Origin of the sequence: Dyella marensis (assembly GCF_049532885.1) — a bacterium.
Taxonomy (GTDB): domain Bacteria; phylum Pseudomonadota; class Gammaproteobacteria; order Xanthomonadales; family Rhodanobacteraceae; genus Dyella_D; species Dyella_D marensis.
In genome coordinates this window covers 1,811,591-1,835,515 of the sequence record NZ_CP064029.1, presented here as the reverse complement: position 1 = coordinate 1,835,515, position 23,925 = coordinate 1,811,591, and the positions used below count along the sequence as shown (strand labels likewise).

General features: G+C 66.9%; 19 protein-coding genes and 5 tRNA genes. 7 read left to right on the top strand and 17 right to left on the bottom strand.

Annotated features, from left to right (window positions below):
• The first annotated feature begins 161 nt into the window (after window positions 1-161).
• Window positions 162-2,549, top strand: a complete 2,388-nt coding sequence (gene ppsA, locus ISN75_RS07970) for a phosphoenolpyruvate synthase (protein WP_168647646.1) — start codon at window positions 162-164, stop codon at window positions 2,547-2,549.
• Window positions 2,550-2,675: 126 nt separating this feature from the next.
• Window positions 2,676-3,350: a signal peptidase I gene (lepB, locus tag ISN75_RS07965; protein ID WP_168647647.1), complete on the top strand. Its 675-nt coding sequence runs from the start codon at window positions 2,676-2,678 to the stop codon at window positions 3,348-3,350.
• Between the two features lie 5 nt (window positions 3,351-3,355).
• Here lepB and ISN75_RS07960 read toward each other — a convergent pair whose 3' ends face one another.
• Complete coding sequence (locus tag ISN75_RS07960) at window positions 3,356-4,057, bottom strand: PP2C family protein-serine/threonine phosphatase (protein ID WP_168647648.1); 702 nt, start codon at window positions 4,055-4,057, stop codon at window positions 3,356-3,358.
• 112 nt (window positions 4,058-4,169) lie between these two features.
• Here ISN75_RS07960 and ISN75_RS07955 point away from each other — a divergent pair.
• Window positions 4,170-4,259 (top strand) — tRNA-Ser (locus tag ISN75_RS07955).
• A 507-nt stretch (window positions 4,260-4,766) separates the two neighbouring features.
• On the opposite strand, the gene dnaQ is transcribed toward ISN75_RS07955, so the two are convergent.
• Genes dnaQ through ISN75_RS07940 form a run of 3 tightly spaced genes read right to left on the bottom strand, consistent with a single transcriptional unit; the run spans window position 4,767 to window position 6,660 of the window.
• On the bottom strand, window positions 4,767-5,504 hold the full coding sequence (gene dnaQ, locus ISN75_RS07950; RefSeq protein ID WP_168647649.1) for a DNA polymerase III subunit epsilon: 738 nt from the start codon (window positions 5,502-5,504) through the stop codon (window positions 4,767-4,769).
• On the bottom strand, window positions 5,501-5,944 hold the full coding sequence (gene rnhA, locus ISN75_RS07945) for a ribonuclease HI (RefSeq protein ID WP_168647716.1): 444 nt from the start codon (window positions 5,942-5,944) through the stop codon (window positions 5,501-5,503). The genes dnaQ and rnhA overlap by 4 nt, the downstream gene beginning before the upstream one ends.
• A gap of 23 nt (window positions 5,945-5,967) precedes the next feature.
• On the bottom strand, window positions 5,968-6,660 hold the full coding sequence (locus tag ISN75_RS07940) for a class I SAM-dependent methyltransferase (RefSeq protein WP_167255526.1): 693 nt from the start codon (window positions 6,658-6,660) through the stop codon (window positions 5,968-5,970).
• Window positions 6,661-6,863: 203 nt separating this feature from the next.
• Here ISN75_RS07940 and gloB point away from each other — a divergent pair, with 203 nt between their 5' ends.
• Both gloB and ISN75_RS07930 read left to right on the top strand, forming a co-directional pair.
• A complete protein-coding gene (gloB, locus tag ISN75_RS07935) occupies window positions 6,864-7,628 on the top strand; it encodes a hydroxyacylglutathione hydrolase (protein WP_168647650.1) in 765 nt (254 codons plus the stop codon).
• Window positions 7,625-8,857 (top strand): LysM peptidoglycan-binding domain-containing protein, encoded by a 1,233-nt coding sequence (locus tag ISN75_RS07930; RefSeq protein ID WP_343203594.1) that lies wholly within the window; start codon window positions 7,625-7,627, stop codon window positions 8,855-8,857. Before gloB ends, ISN75_RS07930 begins: the two co-directional genes overlap by 4 nt.
• A 236-nt stretch (window positions 8,858-9,093) precedes the next feature.
• Here the strand turns inward: ISN75_RS07930 and ISN75_RS07925 are convergent, their stop codons facing one another.
• The 10 genes from ISN75_RS07925 to ISN75_RS07880 all read right to left on the bottom strand — a co-directional run bounded on the left by ISN75_RS07925 (window position 9,094) and on the right by ISN75_RS07880 (window position 20,508).
• Window positions 9,094-10,998, bottom strand: coding sequence for a SurA N-terminal domain-containing protein (locus ISN75_RS07925; RefSeq protein ID WP_167255530.1), 1,905 nt, complete (start codon window positions 10,996-10,998; stop codon window positions 9,094-9,096).
• 90 nt (window positions 10,999-11,088) lie between these two features.
• Window positions 11,089-11,165, bottom strand: a tRNA-Asp gene (locus tag ISN75_RS07920).
• Between the two features lie 9 nt (window positions 11,166-11,174).
• Window positions 11,175-11,249: transfer RNA gene (locus tag ISN75_RS07915), tRNA-Val, on the bottom strand.
• Between the two features lie 20 nt (window positions 11,250-11,269).
• Entirely contained in the window at window positions 11,270-11,542 is a 273-nt protein-coding gene (locus tag ISN75_RS07910; protein WP_019465590.1) for an HU family DNA-binding protein, read from the bottom strand.
• 343 nt (window positions 11,543-11,885) lie between these two features.
• Window positions 11,886-14,396, bottom strand: coding sequence for an endopeptidase La (gene lon / locus ISN75_RS07905; protein ID WP_343819010.1), 2,511 nt, complete (start codon window positions 14,394-14,396; stop codon window positions 11,886-11,888).
• 218 nt (window positions 14,397-14,614) lie between these two features.
• Window positions 14,615-15,910 (bottom strand): ATP-dependent Clp protease ATP-binding subunit ClpX, encoded by a 1,296-nt coding sequence (clpX, locus tag ISN75_RS07900; protein ID WP_167255534.1) that lies wholly within the window; start codon window positions 15,908-15,910, stop codon window positions 14,615-14,617.
• 104 nt (window positions 15,911-16,014) lie between these two features.
• Window positions 16,015-16,644: an ATP-dependent Clp endopeptidase proteolytic subunit ClpP gene (gene clpP, locus ISN75_RS07895; protein ID WP_167255536.1), complete on the bottom strand. Its 630-nt coding sequence runs from the start codon at window positions 16,642-16,644 to the stop codon at window positions 16,015-16,017.
• A gap of 201 nt (window positions 16,645-16,845) precedes the next feature.
• On the bottom strand, window positions 16,846-18,138 hold the full coding sequence (gene tig, locus ISN75_RS07890; RefSeq protein WP_343819007.1) for a trigger factor: 1,293 nt from the start codon (window positions 18,136-18,138) through the stop codon (window positions 16,846-16,848).
• An 86-nt stretch (window positions 18,139-18,224) separates the two neighbouring features.
• Window positions 18,225-18,309: transfer RNA gene (locus ISN75_RS07885), tRNA-Leu, on the bottom strand.
• A 249-nt stretch (window positions 18,310-18,558) separates the two neighbouring features.
• On the bottom strand, window positions 18,559-20,508 hold the full coding sequence (locus ISN75_RS07880; protein WP_343819005.1) for a formylglycine-generating enzyme family protein: 1,950 nt from the start codon (window positions 20,506-20,508) through the stop codon (window positions 18,559-18,561).
• A gap of 108 nt (window positions 20,509-20,616) precedes the next feature.
• Between ISN75_RS07880 and rnd the strand changes: the two genes are divergently transcribed.
• Complete coding sequence (rnd, locus tag ISN75_RS07875) at window positions 20,617-21,732, top strand: ribonuclease D (RefSeq protein ID WP_167255542.1); 1,116 nt, start codon at window positions 20,617-20,619, stop codon at window positions 21,730-21,732.
• Window positions 21,733-21,791: 59 nt separating this feature from the next.
• Window positions 21,792-21,867, top strand: a tRNA-Ala gene (locus ISN75_RS07870).
• Between the two features lie 124 nt (window positions 21,868-21,991).
• Here the strand turns inward: ISN75_RS07870 and ISN75_RS07865 are convergent.
• The 3 genes from ISN75_RS07865 to ISN75_RS07855 all read right to left on the bottom strand — a co-directional run bounded on the left by ISN75_RS07865 (window position 21,992) and on the right by ISN75_RS07855 (window position 23,872).
• On the bottom strand, window positions 21,992-22,351 hold the full coding sequence (locus ISN75_RS07865) for a hypothetical protein (protein ID WP_167255544.1): 360 nt from the start codon (window positions 22,349-22,351) through the stop codon (window positions 21,992-21,994).
• Between the two features lie 168 nt (window positions 22,352-22,519).
• On the bottom strand, window positions 22,520-22,840 hold the full coding sequence (locus ISN75_RS07860) for a hypothetical protein (RefSeq protein WP_246866657.1): 321 nt from the start codon (window positions 22,838-22,840) through the stop codon (window positions 22,520-22,522).
• 96 nt (window positions 22,841-22,936) lie between these two features.
• Complete coding sequence (locus tag ISN75_RS07855) at window positions 22,937-23,872, bottom strand: LysR family transcriptional regulator (RefSeq protein WP_167255548.1); 936 nt, start codon at window positions 23,870-23,872, stop codon at window positions 22,937-22,939.
• Window positions 23,873-23,925: the final 53 nt, after the last annotated feature.

The window sequence follows — 23,925 nt, the reverse complement described above, 5'->3', positions numbered from 1 at the left end:
GTCTTTGCTTGACCCTCGCCTGACTGGTATGCAGTTGGCGCGGCAGTGGGCGGCAATGGTCTTCTTGTGCCGTGCACCATCGGCGGCGGACAATACCAGTTCTTTGCGGCCGATTTTTGGCTGCTCCAGGCCTACCCCTACGAGCTCTTGAGGAGACTCCCTTGAACGATCTGGTGCTTTGGCTCGACTCGCTGCGCATGACCGACCTGGGCAAGGTCGGCGGCAAGAACGCGTCGCTCGGCGAGATGATCGGCAACCTGGCCAAGCTCGGGGTATCCGTGCCCGGCGGCTTCGCCACCACCGCCGACGCGTTCCAGCAGTACCTGGACAAGAGCGGCGTGGCCAAGCGCATCCAGGCGCGCCTGACCGGCCTGGATGTCGACGACGTCGACGCGCTCATCGCCGCCGGCAAGGAAATCCGCGAGTGGGTCACCGAGACGCCGCTGCCGGCGGACCTGGACCAGGCCATCCGCGAGGCCTACGCCAAGCTTTGCAAGGACGCCGGCGCCGACGACATCGCCGTGGCCGTGCGCTCCTCCGCCACCGCCGAAGACCTGCCCGACGCCTCGTTCGCCGGCCAGCAGGAAACCTTCCTCAACGTGGTCGGCATCGACGACGTGCTGCACAAGGTGAAGGAAGTCTTCGCCTCGCTCTACAACGACCGCGCCATCGCCTACCGCGTGCACCAGGGCTTCAAGCACGAGGACGTGTTCCTCTCGGCTGGCGTGCAGCTGATGGTGCGCTCGGACGTCGGCGCCTCCGGCGTGCTGTTCACCCTGGACACCGAATCGGGCTTCCGCGACGTGGTCTTCGTCACCGGTTCCTACGGCCTGGGCGAGATGGTCGTGCAGGGCGCGGTCAATCCGGACGAGTTCTACGTGTTCAAGCCCACCCTCAAGCAGGGCAAGCCGGCCGTGCTGCGACGCCAGCTCGGCGCCAAGCAGCTGCGCATGGTGTATTCGTCCGCGCCGGGCGAGCGCGTCAAGACCGAGCCGACGCCGGACGAGCTGCGCAACCGCTTCTGCATCAGCGACGCCGACGTGGAAGAGCTGTCCCGGCAGGCGCTGATCATCGAGCAGCACTACGGCCGCCCGATGGACATCGAATGGGCCAAGGACGGCAACACCGGCAAGCTCTACATCGTGCAGGCCCGCCCGGAGACGGTGAAGTCGCGCGCGCACGCCACCCAGCTGGAGCGCTTCCACCTCGGCGAGAAGGGCAAGGTGCTGGCCGAGGGCCGCGCCATCGGCCAGAAGATCGGCGCCGGCAAGGCGCGCGTGGTGCGCAGCCTCGCCGACATGAACAAGGTGCAGCCCGGCGACGTGCTGGTGGCCGACATGACCGACCCCGACTGGGAGCCGGTGATGAAGCGCGCCTCCGCCATCGTCACCAACCGCGGCGGCCGCACCTGCCACGCGGCGATCATCGCGCGCGAGCTGGGCGTGCCCGCCGTGGTGGGCACCGGCAATGCGCTGGAAAAGATTCCCGACGGCGCCGACGTCACCGTGTCCTGCGCCGAAGGCGACACCGGCACCATCTACGAAGGCATCCTCAAGTTCGACCGCGTCACCGCGGATCTGGGCGCCATGCCCGAGGCGCCGCTGAAGATCATGATGAACGTGGCCAACCCCGAGCGCGCCTTCGACTTCGGCCTGCTGCCGAACGCCGGCATCGGCCTGGCCCGCCTTGAAATGATCATCGCCAGCCATATCGGCGTGCATCCGAAGGCGCTGCTGGAATACGCCAAGCAGGACGCCGCCACCAAGGCGAAGATCGACGAGCGCATCGCCGGCTACGCCGACCCGGTGTCGTTCTACGTCGACCGCCTGGCCGAAGGCATCGCCACCATCGCCGCCTCGGTGTTCCCCAAGCCCGTGATCGTGCGCCTGTCCGACTTCAAGTCGAACGAATACGCCAACCTGCTCGGCGGCTCGCGCTACGAGCCGCACGAAGAGAACCCGATGATCGGCTACCGCGGCGCCAGCCGCTATGTCGACACCGGCTTCGCCGAGTCGTTCGCGCTGGAGTGCAAGGCGGTCAAGCGCGTGCGCGAAGTGATGGGCCTGGACAACGTGTGGGTGATGATCCCGTTCGTGCGCACCCTGGGCGAAGGCCGCAAGGTGGTCGAGGTGCTGGCAAAGAATGGCCTCAAGCAGGGCGCCAGCGCGCACGGCGAAGAGGCGCTGAAGATCATCATGATGTGCGAGGTGCCGTCCAACGCGCTGCTCGCCGATGAGTTCCTGGACATCTTCGACGGCTTCTCGATCGGCTCCAACGACCTCACCCAGCTCACCCTGGGCCTGGACCGCGATTCCAGCATCGTCGCCAGCCTGTTCGACGAACGCGACCCGGCGGTGAAGAAGCTGCTGGCGATGGCGATCAAGACCGCGCGCGACAAGGGCAAGTACGTCGGCATCTGCGGCCAGGGTCCGTCGGACCATCCGGACCTGGCCGAGTGGCTGATGGATCAGGGCATCGAGTCGGTGTCGCTCAATCCGGACACCGTGGTGGACACCTGGCTGCGCCTGGCGAAGAAGAAAGCCGGCTGAGCACGGTTTGCGGCAGGACCTTGAAAGGGACGGTGGCGATCACCGTCCCTTTTTTTGTCCGGAACTTCGCCGCCCGGCGCCGGTCTTCCCGCTTGGCGCCTATCGCCTCATGCCAGGGGAACGGGAATGGAACGGCTGAAGCAATGCCTCGCGAGAAACCGCGGCTTTATCGTTTTCATGTTCTGCATGCTGGTGTTCCGCAGCGCGGTGGCGGACTGGAATGTCGTGCCCACCGGCTCGATGCAGCCGACGATACGCATCGGCGACCGCATCGTGGTGGACAAGGCGGCGTATGACATCCGGCTGCCGTTTACGCATGTGTCGCTGCTGCATCGGGGCGATCCTGCACGAGGCGACATCGTGGTGCTGGAATCGGACAAGGCCGGCGAGCGGCTGGTGAAGCGGGTGGTCGGCGTGCCGGGCGACGTGGTTGCGCTGCGCGGCAACCGGCTTTACGTCAACGGGCGGTTTGCGGATTACCGGCCGATGCATGTCGATGGCATCGGCGACGATGCGTGGGATCCGGCGATCTATGTCGCGGAAAATGTCGATGGACGCAGCCATGCGGTGCGCTGGTCGCAATACAACGCGAGCGCGGATCGCAACTTCGGGCCGGTGACCGTGCCGCCGCATCAGTATCTGATGATGGGCGACAACCGCGACAACAGCCGGGATTCGCGTTACTACGGCTTCTTTCCGCGCAACGAGATCACGGGAAGAGCGACGCGCGTGGCGATATCGCTCGATCCGGATCATCACTATCTGCCGCGTAGCGGGCGGTATTGGGCCAGGCTGGAATAGCCCGCTCAATTGGTCCGGGCGAGAATCACCGTGATGTTGTCGCTGCCGCCGGCTTCCAGCGCCGCAAGCAGGAGGTGATCCACACATTCCTGCGCGGCGAGATCGCGCCGCTCCACGATGCCGGCGATCACGGCATCGCTCACTTCCTCGGTCAAGCCATCGCTGCACAGCAGAAACGCCATGCCCGGCTCGAGCTTGCCCCGCGCCAGACCGATATGCAGCTGATCCACCGCGGTGATGCCGAGCGCCTGGGTGATGACGTTGCGCTGCGGATGGCGTGCGGCCTGGGCCGGATCGAGCGTGCCGGCCGCGACCAGTTCCTGCACCAGCGAGTGGTCGTGGCTGATCTGCTTCAGCCCGTTCTTCCACAGATAGATGCGGCTGTCGCCCACCCAGGCCACTTCGTAGTTGCCCGGGCTCAGCCGCAGCGCCGCGATGGTGGTGCCCATCGGCAACGCATCGCGATAGCCGCGCGCCTGCGCCATCAAGCGTTCGTCCGCGCCCTTGATCGCTTCGACCAGGCTGTGGCCACGGGTCACCAGGTCGGCCACTGCATCGCGCACCAGGGCCGAAGCCACTTCGCCATGCTGATGCCCACCCATGCCGTCGGCGACCAGGAACAGGCCCTGCCCCGCGTCGGCGTAATAGGTGTCCTCGTTGCGCGCACGCCGCAGGCCGACGTGGGTGCCGTGTCCAAACTCGATCATGGGCATCCGGAAAAAAAGTCTGCGCGGAGCATGCCCCATGACCAGGGAGTTGTCACGATGAACCGCCTGGCGTATGATCGCCGGCTCGCGCGGACCACCGTGTGACCCCTTTGGAGAGGTGGCAGAGTGGTCGAATGTACCTGACTCGAAATCAGGCGTACGTGTAAGCGTACCGTGGGTTCGAATCCCACCCTCTCCGCCAGATACGCAAAACGCCCCGCAAGGGGCGTTTTGCGTATCTGGCGGAGAGGGTGGGTGGAGAGAACCGGTTGCTCGGCAAGCCGAGCAACCGGTTCGACAAATTTGTCAGGAACAAATTTGGACAGCCGCAGGCTGGCCCCGCAGCGCGCAGCGCGAAGGGGTTCGGCCCATGGATGGGCCGAACAATCCCACCTTCCCCACCGAAGCGCGCCCTCCATCGAAGCCAAACAAAAAACGTCCCTTCCGGGGCGTTTTGCGTATCTGGCGGAGAGGGTTGGTATAGAGAACCGGTGACTCGGCAAGCCGAGTCACCGGTTCGACGAATTCGCCGGGAGCGAATTCGGACAGCCGCAGGCTGGCCCCGCAGCGCGCAGCGCGAAGGGGTTCGGCCCATGGATGGGCCGAACAATCCCACCCCTCCCAACCGAAGCACGCGCCCTATCGAAGCCAAACAAAAACGCCCCTTCCGGGGCGTTTTGCAGACCCAGCCGTGCGCAACAAGCAACCCTCAAGAAGCCACCACCTCCCCCACCACCGCTTCCTCTTTGCGCCAGATGCTCACCCCACCCGCACTCTTGTCCAGCGCGTCCAGCCGCAGCTCATGCGCCGCCACTTCGTCGGCATTCGCACGCAACACCTTCGGCCGCCGGCTAAGCACCGCCGGCAGGATCACCTGCGCGGCGCCCTGCTGCTCCGGCGCGCTCTCGAACGCCAGGTCCAGCGCGACCTGCCCCGAGGTCATGGCCAGGTAGACCTCGGCCAGCAGCTGGGAGTCGATCAGGCCGCCGTGCAGGTCGCGGGCGGAGTTATCCACGCCCAAGCGCTTGCACAGCGCGTCCAGGCTGTTGCGCTGGCCGGGGAAACGCTCGCGCGCCATTGCCAGGGTGTCGATCACCGGGCAGCGATCGGTAATGCGGCCGTAGTTGCCGTCAAGGCGAGCCAGTTCGGCGTCGAGGAAGCCCAGGTCGAAGCTCGCGTTATGGATGATCAGCTCAGCCCCATCGATAAAGGCCAGAAACTCACCGACCACATCGGCAAACCGCGGCTTATCGAGCAGGAACTCATCCTCGATACCGGTGACCTGCTTCGCACCCTCGTCAATCAACCGATCCGGATTGAGATACGTCTGGTAATGGCGCCCGGTAGGACGGCGCTCGACCATCTCGATGCACGCGATTTCGATCAGGCGATGCCCCTGGCGGACTTCAAGACCGGTGGTTTCGGTATCGAGGACGATCTGCCTCATCGCGTGCTCCTGTACTGCTCGGCCTGTTCGCGCGCGGCCACGTCGACGCGCTCGTTCTCCACATGGCCATTATGGCCGCGCACCCATTGCCAGCGCAGCTGATGCGTCGCGGTGGCAGTGGCAAGCCGCTGCCACAGGTCCTGGTTCTTCACCGGCTTCTTGTCGGCGGTCTTCCAGCCGTTGGCGCGCCACTTCGGCACCCATTCCTCGATGCCTTGCATGACGTAGCGCGAGTCGGTGGTGAGCGTCACCTTGCACGGGCGCGTCAGCGCCTCCAGCGCGGCGATCGCGGCCATCAGCTCCATGCGATTGTTGGTGGTGTCCGGCTCACCGCCTGCGATCAGGCGTTCGGTCCCCCTCGCGCGCAGCAGGGCGGCCCAGCCGCCCGGCCCCGGATTGCCGAGGCATGCGCCGTCGGTAAAAGCTTCCACTTCGGTCATCGTTACCTGCAATGGTTCGTCAGTCATGCGTCGGACGGGGCGCCGCGCCGCGCCCCGGGCGCCAGTTTCACGTTCACCGGCGCGGGTACCAGCGCCGGCTTCAATTTCGGCAGGATCGCCACCCGGCGGTTCTTGCGTGCGATCAGCACATACGCGCCACCCAGCGGATGCACGCCGCGGGCCTTGGCGCCGGCGTTGGGCCAGACATGCCCCACCCGCTCGACGCGTTCGATCTCCAGCTCTCCTGCCCTGACCCAGCGCTCCAGCGTCAGCGGCGAGGTGATCGCCGGCATGGTGGTATGGCGGCGCTGCCAGTACACCCAGGGCAGCCAGGCGCTGAGCGGATGCAGGCCGGTCACCGCCAGCACGCCGCCCGGCGCCAGCACGCGGCAGGCTTCCTGCAGCAGGGACTGCGGCACCGGCGCCACTTCCATCGCATGGCGCAGCAGCACCAGCCCGAAGGCGTCGTCGGCGAACGGCAGGGGCTCGTCGGCCCTGGCCTTCACGTCGCCCTGGTAACGCTTGCCGACCAGGCGCATGCGCGTCCAGTAGCCCAGCAAAGGCAGCACCGGCGGATGGTCGTGCGACAGCGCGGACAGCAGCAGCGCATGCGACCCCGCGCAGCGCTGCAGCAGCGGCGCCATGGCGGCGGCTTCCTCCGCCAGCAGGTGGCGTAGGTGCGCACTGGCGTAGATGTCGGGGTCGCGCTGCAGCATGAGATCGGGGCCAACGGTCAGGCGGAGAGTGTAAACGCTGCCCCTGCTCACATGGGTGCCGCCTACTCCGGCACAAGACTGAACACGCCGGCCCCGGTTAACGCCCGGCTAACGAGCAACCCTCCCGCCCGCTTTATAGTCCCGCACTTCGCGCAAGCCCGGATGCCTGCGCCAGTCGATACGAAAACGCAGTGGAGTCCCCCTTGCACGTCGTACCGCTACCGGCGCTAGCCGACAATTACATCTGGTTGCTGTACGACGATGCCGGCGACGCGATCGCGGTCGACCCCGGCGAAGCCGCTCCCGTGGAAGCCGCGCTCGCCGAGCGCGGACTGCGCCTGCGCGCGCTGCTGCTCACGCATCACCATAACGACCATATCGGCGGCGTCGGCGAATTGCTGGCGCGCCATCCGGTGCCGGTGTACGCGCCGCACGACGAGCGCATCGGCCACGTCACGCAGCGCGTGGCCGATGGCGACACCGTGCATATCGCGCAGCCGGCGGCGCAGTTCCGCGTGCTGGAGATTCCCGGCCATACCCGCAGCCATATCGCCTACGTGGGCAATGGCGTGCTGCTGTGCGGCGACACGCTGTTCAGCATGGGCTGCGGCCGTATGTTCGAAGGCACGCCGCAGCAGATGCTGGCCTCGCTGGACCGCCTGGCCGACCTGCCCGGCGACCTGAAGGTCTGCTGCGCGCACGAATACACCGCCGCGAACGGGCGCTTCGCGCAGACGGTGGAACCGGCCAACCCGGCACTGGCGCAGCGCATCGAACAGGTCCGCGCCCTGCGCGAGCGCGCGCAGCCCACGCTGCCGGTGGCGCTCGCCACCGAGCGCGCCACCAACCCTTTCCTGCGCGTCGACAGCGACGCCGTGGCGCAATGGTGTACGCGCCACGGCGCCGGCAACGACCGCGTTTCGCGCTTCGCCGCTTTGCGCGCCGCCAAGGATGAGTTCCGCGCATGACACGTCCCAGTCTCCGCCTTCTTCCCGCTTCGCTCGCGCTCTGCCTGGCCGCCTGCGCCAGCGGTCCGCAGCAGCAGGCACCGGCAAGCACCGCCGGCGCGCCGCGCGTGGTCAAGCCATCCGGCAAGCCCGCGGTGGACAACGTCGCCAGCCGCGTCGACGCACCCGCCGCGCCGCAGGACAGCGGCAATGTGTGGGACCAGCTGCGCGGCAGCTTCCAGATGGCCGACTGCGATGCGGACCCGGCGATCATGGACTGGGCCCGGCGTTACACGCAGAACCCTTCCGCCTTCGAAGCGCAGATGCGCGACGTGATGCCGCGCCTGATGTACGTGCAGCAGATCGCCGCCAGGCATGGCGTGGCCGGCGAGTTCGCCCTGCTGCCGTGGGTGGAAAGCCATTACCGCCCGGTGCCCGGCGTGAAGGGCAATCCGGCCGGCATGTGGCAGATCATGCCGGTGACGGCCAATGCGCTGGGCATGCGCGTGGACAAGAATTTCGACGGCCGCCTGGACATGCCCGCTGCCACCGACGCCATCATGGCCCTGCTCAAGCGCTATCACGACGATCTCGGCGACTGGCGCATGGCCGACTACGCCTTCAATGCCGGCGAGTTCGCCGTGCGCGGCATGGTCAGCCGCTACGGCATGCCCGGCGAGGAGCCGGCGATTCCCAAGATGCCGGTCAAGCGCGTCACGCGCGAACACCTGGCCAAGCTGCTGGCCATTTCCTGCGTGGTGCGCGAACCGCAGCGCTTCCATGTGGAACTGCCGCTGATCGCGCCGGAACAGCAGCTGGTGTCGGTGGACCTGGACCGCTCGATGCCGCTGGCGCAGGCGGCCAATCACGCCGGCATGTCGGTGGATGAACTGAAGAACCTCAATGCCGGTTTCCGCAACGGCTATGTCGACAAGCGCGCGGCTTCCTACCTGGTGATGCCGAGCGGCCGCGTCGAGCAGTTCCGCAATTCGCTGCTGCAGAACGGCAACAACCTCGCCAGCGCGGACAGCAATGACAACCGCCTGGCCGCGGCGGCGAACGGCCCTTCCGCCGCGCAGGACGACAGCGCCGCCGCTTCTTCGCGCACGCATACGGTCAAGGCCGGCGAAACGCTGTGGAACATCGCGCGCCACTATTCGCTGGACGTCAACCAGATCAAGCGCTGGAACGGGCTGCAGAGCTCCACGCTGCGGCTGGGCCAGGTGCTGAAGCTCAGCGCGCAGGGCTGACCGGCCGTGCAACGCGCCAGACTGGCGTCGCGCCATGGCGCGCCCGCGCGGCGCCATCCTCACGCTCGGTTATCGGTGCATCACCGCAATACCGGAGCCCCTGGCGGTATCGCGGCATCGGACTGTGACGCCACCAGATTGCGGCCTGCGCCGGAATGACGGCAATGGGTGCCATCGTGGCCGGAAACAAAAAAGGCGGCCTCGCGGCCGCCTTTTCCGTTGCGCTGCCAGGTCGCTTACATGCGATCCGTAGCGACCTTGATCTCGGTCTTCGCCTTCAGCGCGTCGATGAACTCCTGCGTCGCCGAGGCGCCGTACACGCGCGCCATCTGCTGGCGCAGCATGTCGCGCTGCTGGGCCGGCAGCTTGGACAGGTCGGCGTCCTGCACCTTGTCCAGCGCCACCAGGTCGTAGGAGCCGTCCAGCTGCGCCACGCTGGTGAACTGCGGCTTGCCCGGCGCGGGATGCGGCAGCTTGAATGCGGCGTCCAGCAGCTCCGGTGCCACGTCGGCCGAGCCGCGGGTGGCTTCGGCGGAAGTCTTCAGCGGCGCGCCGACCGAGGCGGCCACGGCGGCGATGTCCTCGCCCTTCTGCAGGCGGGCCAGCAGCTCGTCGGACTTGGCCTTGGCGGCGGCGGCGACGCGCTCGTCCAGGATCTTCTGGCGCACGGTGTCGCGCACCTCGGCCAGCGGCTTGACCGCGGCGGAGACGTGCTTGTCGACGTGGATCACCACGGCGTGGTCGTTGCCCAGGTCGATCAGGCCGGAATTGTTGCCCTGCGCCAGCACGTCGTCGGCGAATGCGGCCTGCGCCACCTTCGGGTTGGCGGCAATGCCCGCCCCGCCCTGGCGCGCGAACAGCTCGGTGGTCTTGATCGGCAGGCCCAGCGCCTGCGCGGCGGGTTCCAGCGAACCTGGGTTCTGGTAGGCGCTGTCGGTGAGCTTGCCGGCGATCTCGTTGTACTTGCGGTCGCGGTCGCCGGTGAGCGCTTCCTTCACCAGCTGCTCGCGCACCTCGGCGAACGGCTTGGGCTGGCCGTTGCGCACGTCGCGCAGCCACAGCACGTGATAGCCCTCGTCGGACAGCACGGGCTTGGACACCTGGCCCTTCTGCAGCTTGAACAGCGCCTCGTCGAAGGCGGGGTTGGCCACACCCTTCTCCAGCCAGCCGAGATCGCCGCCGGTGCGCTTGGAACCCAGGTCGTCGGAGGACTGCCCGGCCAGCTTGGCAAAGTTGTCCGGCGTGGCTTCGCCGGCCAGCTGCTCGGCCTTGGCCAGCGCGGCCTTCTGCTGCTCCGGCGAGGCGTTCTTCGGCACGTTCACCAGGATGTGCGAGACCAGGCGCTGCTCCGGCATCATGAAGCGCTGCTTGCCTTCCTCGTAGCGCTTCTTGAGGTCGTCCTCGCTGGGCTGGGTGTCCAGCTTCAGGTCGTCGCCGCTGACTTCGATGTACTTCACCGAGACCTGCTCGGGATTCATGAAGTCGCCCTGGTGCGACTTGTAGTAGGCGTCGATCTGCGCGTCGTCGACCTTGACGTCGGTCAGCGCCGGGCGCGGCAGCGCGAAGTAGCGCAGGTCGCGGCGCTGCATGCTCAGGTTGAGGTAGCGGTCGATGTCGGCGTCGGTGACCAGGGTGGACGCGGTGATCGCGTCGGGCAGCTGGGCGACGTCGAGCTCGTTGCGCAGCTCCGCCTCGAACTGGCCGGGCGTGCGGCCCATGCCGGCGAGGAAGGCGCGGTACAGGCCGGCGTCGAACTTGCCGTTCTGCTGCAGGCCGGGGAAAGCCATGATGGCGTCGCGCAGCTGCTGGTCGGAGATGCGCATGCCCATCTTCTCGGCGGCATCCACCAGCAGGCGCTGGTCGATCATCGCGTTGACCACGCGCAGCTTGTTCTCCGGCTTCTCGAACGCGGCGGGGTCGAACTGCTCGCCCTGCTGCTGGACCATCTGCTGGCGCAGGTTGTTCATGCGCTGCTGGAAGTCCTGCTGGGAGATCTCATGCTTGCCCACCTTCGCCACGAAGGTCTCGGTGTGCGACATGAAATACGACTCGATGCCGAAGAACGAGATGGCGAAGACACAGATGCCGAGGATGATGATCGACGGCCAGCCGTGCAGCTTGGTACGTAGTGCCTGCAACATGGGAATCTTCCCGTCAGGGTTGATCGAGTGCGCCCGACCCGGCGCGGTCCATAAAAAGCAAGGGCGCCACGCGGGCGCCCTTGCGAACTGTGGCGGAGCGGACGGGACTCGAACCCGCGACCTCCGGCGTGACAGGCCAGCATTCTAACCGACTGAACTACCGCTCCGCAGTTTTCTGGTGGGTGCTGTAGGGATCGAACCTACGACCATCGCCTTGTAAGGGCGGTGCTCTACCGCTGAGCTAAGCACCCGAAACCAAGCGAGAAGCCGCTTAGTTTAGGGCATCCTTCAGGGTCTTGCCAGCCTTGAAAGCCGGAACCTTCGAGGCCTTGATCTTGATCGTCTCGTTGGTGCGCGGGTTGCGGCCGGTACGGGCGGCGCGCTTGCGCACGGTGAACGTGCCAAAGCCCACGACCGACACATCGTCACCCTTCTTCAGTGCCTTCTGCACGGTCTCGAAGAAAGCCTCGAGCGCGCGGCCGGCGTCGGCCTTGGTGAGTTCGGCCTTCTCGGCAATGGCATTGATCAGATCGGTTTTATTCATTGAGACACTCCCTTAAACGTTATGCGGCCCGCGTGGTCAGTCTGGGACGAGACGACGCCGACTAGGATGATTTGGCGACCGGTGGGCGCCGCCCCGCGACCCCGCATCATGCGCTTGACGACGACGCGCCTGGATTGCGGTGCCGCTCTTTATACCAGTGGCCCCTAGGGTCCGCAATACAAGCAATACCAAGGCTTTCAGGCTTTTCGAAGGTCTCGCCGGCACTTGCCGGAAGGGGTGCGAAACGTTACCCGGCGCACATGCGAAGCAGTATTCGCGCAACAAAAAAGTGGCATGCCAGAGGCATGCCACTTCGGCTTGCTTACGATGACCAGTGCGCCGCTCAGTGCGGACGAACGGGCGTCTCGGCGGAGTCTTCGTTGCCGTCGACTTTCTTCTCGACCTTCGCGCCAGCTTCCGCTTCGCCGGCCTGGCGCGGCTGCAGCGGACGCTCCAGCGCGATGTCGAGCACTTCGTCGATCCAGCGCACCGCGTGGATCTCCAGCTGGCCGGTGATGTTGGACGGAATGTCGGCGAGGTCCTTCTTGTTCTCTTCCGGAATGATCACCGTGGTGATGCCGCCGCGATGCGCCGCCAGCAGCTTCTCCTTGAGGCCACCGATCGGCAGCACGCGGCCGCGCAGGGTGATCTCGCCGGTCATCGCCACTTCGGAGCGCACCGGCACCTTGGTCAAGGCCGACACCAGCGCCGTGCACATGGCGATGCCCGCGCTCGGGCCGTCCTTCGGCGTGGCGCCTTCCGGCACGTGGATGTGGATGTCCAGGTTCTGGTGGAATTCCGGGTCGATGCCGAAGCGGTCCGCGCGCGCGCGCACCACGGAGAGCGCAGCCTGGATCGATTCCTTCATCACGTCGCCGAGCTGGCCGGTATGCACCAGGCGGCCCTTGCCCGGCACGATCGAGGCTTCGATGCTGAGCAGATCGCCGCCCACCTGCGTCCACGCCAGGCCGGTGACCAGGCCCACTTCGTTCTGCAGTTCCTTGCGGCCGAAATCGAAGCGGCGCACGCCGAGGTAATGCTCGAGGTTCCCGGAGGTGACCTTGATCGCCGACGGCTTCTTCGCCTTGGCGGTCTTCGCCGTTTCCGGCTTGGCGGCCTTGGCCTTCGACACCTTCTTCGCCTCGCCCAGGGTCAGCTCCTTCACCACCTTGCGGCAGATCTTGGACACCTCGCGCTCGAGGTTGCGCACGCCGGATTCGCGCGTGTAGTAGCGCACGATGTCGCGGATGGCTTCGCCGTCCACGCTGAGTTCTTCCGGCTTCAGGCCATTGGCCTTCAGCTGCTTCGGCAGCAGGTACTTCTGCGCGATCCCCAGCTTCTCATCCTCGGTGTAGCCGGGGATGCGGATGACTTCCATGCGGTCCAGCAGCGGACCGGGAATGTTGAGCGAGTTGGCGGTGGCGATCCACATCACCTCGGACAGGTCGAGATCGACCTCCAGGTAATGGTCGTTGAAGGTGTGGTTCTGTTCCGGATCCAGCACCTCGAGCAGGGCCGAGGACGGATCGCCGCGGAAGTCCATCGACATCTTGTCGATTTCGTCCAGCACGAACAGCGGGTTCTTGGTGCCGACCTTGTTCAAGTTCTGCACGATGCGGCCCGGCATCGAACCGATGTACGTGCGGCGATGGCCGCGGATCTCGGCCTCGTCGCGCACGCCGCCCAGGCTCATGCGGACGAACTTGCGGTTGGTCGCCTTGGCGATGGACTGGCCGAGCGAGGTCTTGCCCACGCCGGGCGGGCCGACCAGGCACAGGATCGGGCCCTTCATGGTGTTCACGCGCTGCTGCACGGCGAGGTATTCGAGGATGCGCTCCTTGACCTTCTCCAGGCCGAAGTGGTCGGCATCGAGCACGTCCTGCGCCAGCTGCAGGTCCTTGCGCACCTTGCTGCGCTTCTTCCACGGCACGCCGACCAGCCAGTCGAGGTAGTTGCGCACCACCGTGGCTTCGGCCGACATCGGCGACATCTGGCGCAGCTTGCTGAATTCCTGGCGCGCCTTGGCCAGCACCGGCTTGGGCATGCCGGCGTTGTCGATCTTCTTCTGCAGTTCCTCGACTTCGTTCGGGCCCTCCTCGCTCTCGCCGAGCTCCTTCTGGATGGCCTTCATCTGTTCGTTGAGGTAGTACTCGCGCTGGCTCTTCTCCATCTGCGACTTCACGCGGCCGCGGATGCGCTTTTCCACCTGCTGCAGATCCATCTCGCCGTCGACCAGGCCGATCAGCAATTCGAGGCGCTGGCCGACGTCGGCGGTTTCCAGCACCTTCTGCTTGTCGGCCATGCGCACGGACAGATGCGCGGCGATGGAGTCGGCCAGGCGCGAGGGATCGTCGATGCCGGACAAGGTGGCCAGCACTTCCGGCGGCAGCTTGCGGCTCTGCTTCACCAGCTGCTCGAACAGCGAGACCAGCGTGCGCGACACCACGTCGAGCTCGCGCTCCTTGGCGCTGTACTGCGGCTCGATGATGCGTGAGGTTGCCATCAGCATGCCACCGTCTTCCTGGTACTTCTCGACGGATACGCGCGCCTGGCCCTCGACCAGCACCTTCACGGTGCCGTCGGGCAGCTTCAGCAGCTGCAGCACGCCGGCGAGCGTGCCGATCTGATGCAGGTCGGCGACCGCGGGGTCGTCGATGTCCGGGCTCTTCTGCGCCACCAGCAGGATCTGGCGCTCGCCTTCCATGGCGCGCTCCAAAGCGCGCATCGATTTGTCGCGGCCCACGAACAGCGGGATGACCATGTGCGGATAGACCACCACGTCGCGCAGCGGCAGGACCGGAAGCGCGTCCAGCGCGGCACCGGTGGCGACGGGAAGGGGGGCATTTTTTGCCATGTGAAATGGTTCCCTCTGGGGACTAAAACGACTACGCCCCGACACTGCGCCGGAGGCATCTGATCGTCAAGTGGAGGCCGGGGCGTTGTCATACAAGTGCATGCGCGGCAACGAAAAGCAAAACGGCCTGTAGCAATGAAACAGCCACGAAAACCTGGGCCTCAAAAAAAACGGCCCCGGATTGCTCCGGAGCCGTTCGTTCAGCCTGGAAAGACTGTTCAGGCCGCGTCGCCGCTCTCGCCCGCCACGCGCTGCTGCTGCAGGTTGCCGCGATAGATCAGGTAGGGCTCGGCCTGGCCGTTGATGACGGCGTCGTCCACGACCACCTTGCTGACGTGCTCCAGCGAGGGCAGCTCGTACATGGTGTCGAGCAGCACCTGCTCCAGGATCGTGCGCAGGCCGCGCGCGCCGGTCTTGCGCTTGAGCGCCTTGCGGGCGATCGCCTGCAGGGCCTCCGGGCGGAATTCCAGCTCCACGCCTTCCATCTCGAACAGCTTCTTGAACTGCTTGGTGACGGCGTTGCGCGGCTCGGTGAGGATCTTCACCAGGGCCGGCTCGTCCAGCTCGTCCAGGGTCGCGACCACCGGCAGGCGGCCGACGAATTCCGGGATCAGGCCGAAGCGGACCAGGTCCGCCGGCTCCACGTCCGCCAGCACCTTGCCGAGGTTCTCGGTGCGCTCCTTGCTGCGCACTTCGGCGGAGAAGCCGATGCCGGTCGTTTCGGAACGCTGCTGGATCACCTTCTCCAGTCCGGCGAACGCGCCGCCGCAGATGAAGAGGATGTTCTTGGTGTCGACCTGCAGGAATTCCTGCTGCGGATGCTTGCGACCGCCCTGCGGCGGCACCGAGGCCAGCGTGCCTTCGATCAGCTTCAGCAGGGCCTGCTGCACGCCTTCGCCGGACACGTCGCGGGTGATCGACGGGTTCTCGCTCTTGCGCGAGATCTTGTCGATTTCGTCGATGTAGACGATGCCCGACTGCGCCTTGTCGACGTCGTAGTCGCACTTCTGCAGCAGCTTCTGGATGATGTTTTCCACGTCCTCGCCCACGTAGCCGGCTTCGGTCAGCGTGGTGGCGTCGGCGATCGTGAACGGCACGTTGAGCAGGCGCGCCAGCGTCTCGGCCAGCAGCGTCTTGCCGGAGCCGGTCGGGCCGATCAGCAGGATGTTGGACTTGCCCAGTTCGACGTCGTCGCTCTTCTGGCGCGATTCCATGCGCTTGTAGTGGTTGTACACGGCCACCGCCAGCGCCTTCTTGGCGCGGGTCTGGCCGACCACGTACTGATCGAGCGTCTCCATGATCTCGCGCGGCTTGGGCAGCTGGCTGCGCCCGGAGGCGGCCTTCTCCTCCAGCTCCTCGCGGATGATGTCGTTGCAAAGCTCCACGCACTCGTCGCAGATGAACACGGAGGGACCCGCGATCAGCTTGCGCACTTCATGCTGGCTCTTGCCGCAGAAGGAGCAGTAGAGAATCTTGCCGCTGTCGTTGGAACGGCCCTGCCGCTCGTCAGTCATGCTGTAACCCTGCTGTAAATCGGTTGCGACGCGAGAATAGCACAGGGTTCCGCGTCCGATTCCAGACGCAGAACCCGGCCCTCAAGCACTGTAACGGCCGCGGATCAGGCGGACTTGACCGTTTCGCCGGCGCGGCGGTCCAGCACCTGGTCGATCAGGCCGTAGTCGCGGGCGGCCTCGGCGCTCATGAAGCGGTCGCGCTCCATGTCCCGCTCGATCTTGTCCAGCGGCTGGCCGGTGTGCTGTACGTAAATATCGTTAAGGCGGCGGCGCAGGTACAGGATTTCCTGGGCCTGGATCTCGATATCCGTGGCCTGGCCGCGGGCGCCGCCCGACGGCTGGTGGATCATCACGCGCGAATTGGGCAGCGAATAGCGCTTGCCCTTGGCGCCGGCCATCAGCAGCAGCGAGGCGGCGCTGCAGGCCTGGCCCACGCACATGGTGCTGACGTCGGGCTTGATGAACTGCATGGTGTCGTAGATCGCCAGGCCGGCGGTAACCGCACCGCCCGGGCTGTTGATATACAGATGGATGTCCTTGTCCGGGTTTTCGGACTCCAGGAACAGCATCTGCGCGACCAGCAGGTTGGCAACCTGGTCGTTGACTTCGCCGACGAGGAAGATCACGCGCTCTTTCAGCAGGCGCGAATAAATGTCGTACGAACGCTCGCCACGCGCCGTCTGCTCGACGACGATGGGGACCAGGTTGAGGTTCTGGATCGGGTCCATGGCCATGCTTGTCGCTCTCCGGGTTGATACGCCTGACATTGCTGATGGATCGTGCTGGAAACCGCGCCAAACCGCCATCCGGGCGGAAATCGCGCGTTCCTGCGGCACGTGGTTCGTCGCTGCCCGCTCCGCGGCCGGACCATCAAGGCCGGCCGCGTCGACTCCTTAAAACTCCAAGGAACGGCGGGCTGTCGATCGATACCCGCCTCAGGCGCTGACCGGGCGCATCACCTCGTCGAAGCTCAGGTTCTCGTCGGTGGTCTTGGCGTTATCCGCCACCCACAGCGCGACCTGGTCTTCCATCACGCGGTTCTGCAGCCCGGACATCAGTTGGGGGTCGGAGTTGTACAGTTCAATGACCTTTTCCGGCTCCTCGTAGGTCGAGGCGATCGCGGCGAGCTGCTCGGCCAGGCGGGTGCGGTCCAGCTTCAGCTCCTGCTTGCGGGCCAGCTCGCTCATCAGCAGGCCGGCGATCACGCGCTTGCGGGCCATCGGCGCGGCGGCCTCGACCAGCTGCGGCGGCGGCTGCTGGCCGCGCGGCACGCTGCCGGCGGCGAGCTGCTGGGCCTCGGACTGCACCATGATGTTCGGCACTTCCAGGCCGTCGTGGGCGTCCGCCAGCTTCTCGGCCACCTGGGACTTCAGGCGCGCCATCAGGGTGGCCTTGAGCTCGCGCTCCAGGTTGTTGCGCACTTCCTTGCGGAACTGCTCCAGGTCGCCGTCGGCGATGCCGAACAGCTTGGCGAACTCGCCGTCCACGGTGGGGAGCTTGGGTTCCTGCACCTTCACGATCTTGAACGAGACCTTGGCGGTCTTGCCGGCCAGGTTCTCGTTGCGGAAATCGGCGGGGAATTCCACGTCGGTCTCGAACTCGTCGTCGGCCGAGCGGCCGGTCAGGGCCTCGTCCAGCGCCTTGAACAGGGTGCCGGAGCCCAGCACGCTGCCGGCGCGCTCCAGGCCTTCGGCCGGGAAGCGGTAGTCGCCGGCGGTGGCGCTGTACTCGAACATCACGAAGTCGCCCTCGGCCGAGGCGCGGGCCACTTCGTCGAAGCTGCGGCGCTGGGCGCGCAGGGTCTCGATCATCTTCTCGATGTCGGCGTCGGTCACTTCGGCGACCGGGCGCTTGATCTCCAGCGCGGCCACGTCGACTTCCGGGAACTCCGGCATGATTTCGAAGGTGGCGGTGTAGGTGATCTCGCCGTTTTCCGGCTGGCCGGTGGTGTCCACCGAGGGGTTGGCGACCGGACGCAGGTTCTCCTGGTTCACCGCCTCGCGCAGGGTGCTGCCGATCAGGTCGGACAGCACCTCGCCGCGCACCTGCGCGCCGAAGCGCTGCTGGATCACCGTGGTCGGCACCTTGCCCGGACGGAAGCCCTTCAGGCGCACCGTGCGGCCCATCTCGGCGATGCGAGCGCTGACCTGCGACTCGAAGCGCTCCGCGGGGAACTTCACCGTGAGCTTGCGCTCGAGCTTGCCAACGTTTTCAACCGAAACCTGCATGACGTCTCCTGAATACCCGAAAGTGCGCGCCGACCGCGCCCGGCGGTCGTGCCGCCCGCAATGAAAACCACCAATTCGATAAGGGATGGTGCGAAAGGAGGGACTCGAACCCTCACGGGGTTAACCGCTGGAACCTAAATCCAGTGCGTCTACCAATTCCGCCACTTTCGCTCGGACCGACCCGGGGAAAGACGCCTAAGCTGCGGATACCGCGAGGAATTCACGCAGGCACCTGGCCTGCCCCGTCCCCCGTCCGTACCCGGGCCCCTCGCCCTAAGTCGATGATTCCCTTACACGAAAGCGGGCCATTTTACGGTTGCGCGCGGCGGCAAGACAAGCCAATGGCGGCTTGTCCACGCCTTTATATAAAGATGCCGCCCGCTCAATGGCTTGCGCGCCGCAAGCCGCGCGGGCGCGGTCTCACAGCTCGCGGAGAACGCGAAAGCCCACCCGTCCGCTGCGCACATTGCCGTCGGCGCCCTGCCGGTAGGCCGAGCGCACCTGGTCCGGCGAGCTGCCCCAGGAGCCGCCGCGCACCACCCGGGTCGAGCAGCCGGGGTTGACCCAGGCGCTGCCGTCGGTGGGCGCGCGCACGTAGCTGTCGTGCCAGCAGTCCATCACCCACTCCGACACGTTGCCGTCGATATCGAACAGGCCGTATGGGTTGGCTTCGAAGCTCATCACCGGCGCCGGCCCCCAGTAGCCGTCGCGGTACTTCTCGAACGCATTGCTCCAGCGCCGGCCGCTCTGCGAGCGGTCGCCCGCGCCGGTGAGGTTTTCCACCTTGCGGGTGGGCGTGCCGTTGCCCCACCAGTACTTGGTGGTGGTGCCGCCGCGCAGCGCGTATTCGAACTCGGCCTCGCTGGGCAGGCGGTAGCGCTTGCCGGTGCGCTGGCTGAGCCAGTCGACGTAGGCCTTGGCGTCGTTCCAGGAAATGTTCACCACCGGCAGGCGCTCGTCGGTGGCGGCGCGGCCGGCGTAGTCGCTCTGCCAGGTGGCGTCGGGATCGTCGCGCAGCGCGCCGCTGCGTTCGTCGTAGACGCTGGCGCCGCCGAGCTTCTGCGAGTCCGGCTGGTAGCCGCTGGCGCGCACGAATTCGCGGAACTGCCCGATGGTGATTTCCGCGCGCGACAGCGCGAAGCCCTTGCCGATGGCGACCTGGTGCTGCGGCGTCTCCGCACCCGCATGGCCTTCCTCGCCATCCGGCGCGCCCATGCTGAAGCTGCCGGTGGGAATGACCACCATCGACGGCGTCTGCCCCGGCAGATCCACATAACGGTCGGCGAACACCTGCCCCGGCTTGTAGCTGGCGTAGAGGCGCGCATTGGTCAGGCGTTCCTGCAGGTCGGCGAGGCCCTGCAGGTCTGGCGCCAGCTCCTTCACCTGCTCGGCCAGCTGCAGCGCCAGCGCCTGGTCGCCGCCGTCCAGCGCCGAACGCGCCTGCGCCAGCAGGTTGGCGGCGCGCTGGTGGCGGATGCCGTCGACGCGGCCCTGCACGTCCTGCAGCGCGGGCGAGCCGGGCAGGATGGTGGCCGCCTCGGTCAGCGCATCGCCGGCGCCCTTGAAGTCGTTGCTGGCCACCGCGGCCAGGGCGCGATCGAGCACCGCGCGCTGCACCTGCGCGATGCCCTGCGCGGCCACCGCGTTTTCGGCATCGAGCTGCTGCACCTGGCGATACAGCTCCAGCGCATTGCCGCCCTTGGGCGCGTCCACCTTGCCCTGCTGCAGCAAGGCTGCCGCCTGCGCCAGCATCGGCCGCACCTGGGCCAGTGTCTTGAGCCTGGCCTCGGCCTGGGCCACGTCGTCCTTGCTGTCGGGCACGCTCTTCAATGCGTCGAGCAGGTCCTTGGCCGACTCCTCGTCGCCGACCAGGATGTCCTGGCCGATCTCCGCCACCAGGCGCGCGCGCACTTCGTACAGGCCCTGCGCGGCGGCGCGGCTGTCGGGTTTCAGCTTCAGCGCTTCGGCGAACAGCGCGGCGGCGCCGTCCTTGTCGCCGGCCAGCTGGCCGTTGCGCAGCGCCTTGGTGGCCTTGTCCAGCAGCGCTTCGACTTCGGGCGTATCCGCGCTCTTCTGCTCGGGCAGGCTTTCGTTCTTCCTGCTCATGCGCGCCACGATCACATCGGTCGGGGCCAGCGTCACCGGCGGGCCGGCATCGAGTTCGGCCTGCGCCGTGCTCGCCGGCGCGCGGCCGGTGCCGAGCGGCGCGGCGGCGGGGCCGAGGTTCATGGCGCGCTGCGTCTGCACCCGCGTCGGGTCGACATGGAACACGCGCGGAAAGAAGTGATAGACCAGCGCCATCCCGAGCATGACCACGCCAAGCGCTCCGCCCAGGGCGCGCTGGCGTTGTACGGTTTCCTTGCTCGGCATGGTGCGTGTCCTTGGGGCAGCCTGCTAAGGTGCGCCGCTAACCATAGGCACAAACCCCTGACAGGACAATGAGCGATGCATGTCCCTCAGGCTGCGAAGGAAGCTTCGATGCAACTTCCCGTTATCCCGGCGGCGGACTGGATCACCAGCCGCGCTGCGCTCGAGCAATGGCTTGCCGCGCTGCCCGCCGACGCCGCGCTCGATCTCGACACCGAGTTCATGCGCCGCAACACGTTCTATCCGCAGCTGGCGCTGCTGCAGCTGGGCTGGAACGGGCGCTACGCGCTGGTCGATCCGCTCGCCTTCGACATCGGCGACGCGCTGCGCCCGCTGCTCGGCAACGGGCAACTGCTCACCGTGATGCACAGCGGCAGCGAAGATCTCGAAGCGCTGGCCCCGCTGCTGCCCGGCGGCCCCGCGCGGCTGTTCGACACCCAGATCGCCGCGGCCTTCGTCGGCATGGGCCTGGGCATCAGCTATCGCGCGCTGGTGGCCGAACTGGTCGGCGCCGAACTGGACAAGGGCGAGACGCGCTCGGACTGGATGCAGCGTCCGCTCACCGAATCGCAGCGCGCCTACGCCACGCTCGACGTGGTCTATCTCGAACCCGTGCACGAGCAGCTTGCCGCGCGCCTGGAGCAGCGCGGCCGCGGCGCCTGGCATGCGGAAGACTGCGAACGCCTCAAGCGCCGCGCCTGCGTGCGCGAAGGCGATCCGCAGCCGCAGGAGAATTTCCGCGGCGCCGCCGAATGGCAGCCCGCGCAGCAGGCGCGCCTGCGCCGCATCCTGCTGTGGCGCGACGCCACCGCGCGCCAGCAGGACCGCCCGCGCCCCTGGCTGCTGGAAGACGCCCAGGCCATGAACCTGGCGCAGCTGCCGCCGCAGAGCATGGCCGAACTCGACGAACGCACCCGCGGCCAGCGCGCCCTGCGCAGCCCGCAGCGCACCGAGCTGTTTCATCTGTTGCAGCAGCCGGTCACCGAAGAAGACATCGCCGCCACCGCGCCGATTCCCGGCACGCCGCAGGGCGAGGCGAAGAAGGCGCTGGCTGCGATGAAGGACGCCGTCGACAGCACCGCGCTGGCGCTGGACCTGCCCCCCGGCCTGCTGTGCCCGCGCAAGGTGCTGGAGACCTACGTCGTCACCCGCGCCTGGCCGGAATTCCTGGAAGGCTGGCGCCGCGAACACCTGCACGACCGCCTGGCAAGCCTGCTGCCCGGCTGAGGCTTGCGCGAGGGGGCTTGGCGGCCCCCGGTGCCGCTGCTAATATCCGCGGCTCGCGTGGGGCGGTAGCTCAGCTGGGAGAGCGTCGCGTTCGCAATGCGAAGGTCGGGAGTTCGATCCTCCTCCGCTCCACCATTCATTCCAGACATAAAGCCCCGAAAGACCAGCGCTTTCGGGGCTTTTTCGTTGCCCGCCGTTCTTCCCTCGCCCGTTTACCCCACCGCGCCTCATGCTGCGCGCGGGGCTTGCTCGCACCTCGTCAGGCTGAGCAGCGCAGGTCCAGCATCAGGTGGCGCACGGTTGCCTGGGCCGGACTGTCGATGGTGCCGGTGGCGTTGATGCGGTAAGCAGAGCAGTCGGCATTCTCCTCGCGCCCGTCTTTGATCGCGCACTCGGCCTGGATGGTGAAACCCATGCGGCCATTGAGAGCCGCCCGCGCGACGGAAACGTCCTGGCAGTTCTCCGACACTCGCGCCAGAACCGTGTCGTTGCGAAGGACGAACGCAAGCAACCCGCGATCCGTGGAGACATCGTCGCTGGCATAACTGGCGGAAAAGGGGCCCAGGACGGCAAAAGCAGCCACCGGGATCACCGCTATCGTCCGGAACTTCCGATTCATATCCATCTCCTTTGGTTGCATAGGGGCCAGCTGGCCGTGACTCGCAAACGCATGATGAAGCGAGCGTCTGATGCGCCAATGACCGATTAAAGGCCAGAATCGGCCGGCCCCTCGCCTTCCGGCATATCCGTCAAGAAGTCACCAAGCCGCCCGGCGATGCGTGGCCAGTCAGCGGGCTGAGGAAGGCGGCGCCATCCGCTGCGGCACGCCTGCCACGTTCGACGAGACCAGCCCCAGTCCCTGCCAGAAGTCCGCCGGATACGACAGCGTGGGCCGCCCCACCCAGCCGCGCACCACGTCCAGCTCATAGCCGCCGTCCACGCGCTTGTATGCCACCGAGTTGAGCGCGATGGCATCCCAGTCGCCGGCGTAGCGGATATCGCGCAGGGCATCCGGGTAGTGGCCGTAGCGCACCTTGTACAGCTCGATCAGCGCGATGGCGGTCTTGAAGTTCTGGTCGCCGAACTTGGCGTCCGCTTGCTGTTTCATGGAGCAGCCCGCGCCGAGGAAAGCTGCTCCAAGCACCACCGCAAGCATGCATGCACGCAATTTCATTCCATTCTCCTTTTGCGATCCGAAGGAACCCTAGCGGCGGGCCGCGCGCCGCGGCCTTCCCGCCGGCTTGCCGTCCGGCGGGCCGCAGACCTCCCGAACGCATTCGCGCAGCCATTGGTGCACCGGATCCGCATGCAGGCGCGGATGCCACAGCATCGAGATGTTCAAGACCGGCGTCGCCACCGGCAACGCGAAGCTGTGCATGCCTTCGCGCAGATTGCCGGTATGGCGTTCCGGCACGCTGGCGATCAGGTCGGTCTGCCGCGCCAGCGACAGTGCGGTGGCGAAGCCGCCGACGATGGTGGCGACTTCGCGCGCCAGCCCCAGCGCGGCGAGCGCGGCGTCGATCGGTCCCTTTTCGCGGCCGCGCCGCGACACGCTGATATGGCGCCCGCCCGCATAGCGCGCCGCGGTGAGCCGGCCGCGGCCAAGCGGATGGCCATGGCGCACCACGCCGACATAGCGGTCGCGGAACAGCGCCTGCACGCGCATCTCGGGGCCGGCGTTGGAGTCGACCACGCCGGTTTCCAGGTCGACGATGCCGTCGCGCAGCGGCGCGCTGTCCTTGTCCGGCTTCTGCATGAAACGCAGGTGGATGCCCGGCGCTTCGGCGGCGATGCGGGCGATCAGCGCGGGGCCGAAGTTCTCCACGAAGCCCTCGCTGGTGCGCAGGGTGAAGGTGCGCGCCAGCTGCTCCAGCCGCGGCCTGACCGCGGGGCGCAGCACTTCCTCCGCACCCAGCACGAGCTGGCCGACCCGGTCGCGCAGTTCCAGCGCGCGCGGCGTCGGCACCAGGCCGCGGCCGGCGCGCACCAGCAGCGGGTCGCCGGTGGCTTCGCGCAGACGGGCCAGTGCGCGGCTCATCGCCGAAGGGCTCAGCCGCAGCCGCCGCGCGGCGCGCGCGACGCTGCCTTCGGCCAGCAGCACGTTGAGAGTGACCAGCAGGTTGAGATCGGGCATGGACATGCGCGCCACCATGGCAGCGGCGATACCTGGCGTCAAACGCACGGATAAAGTGC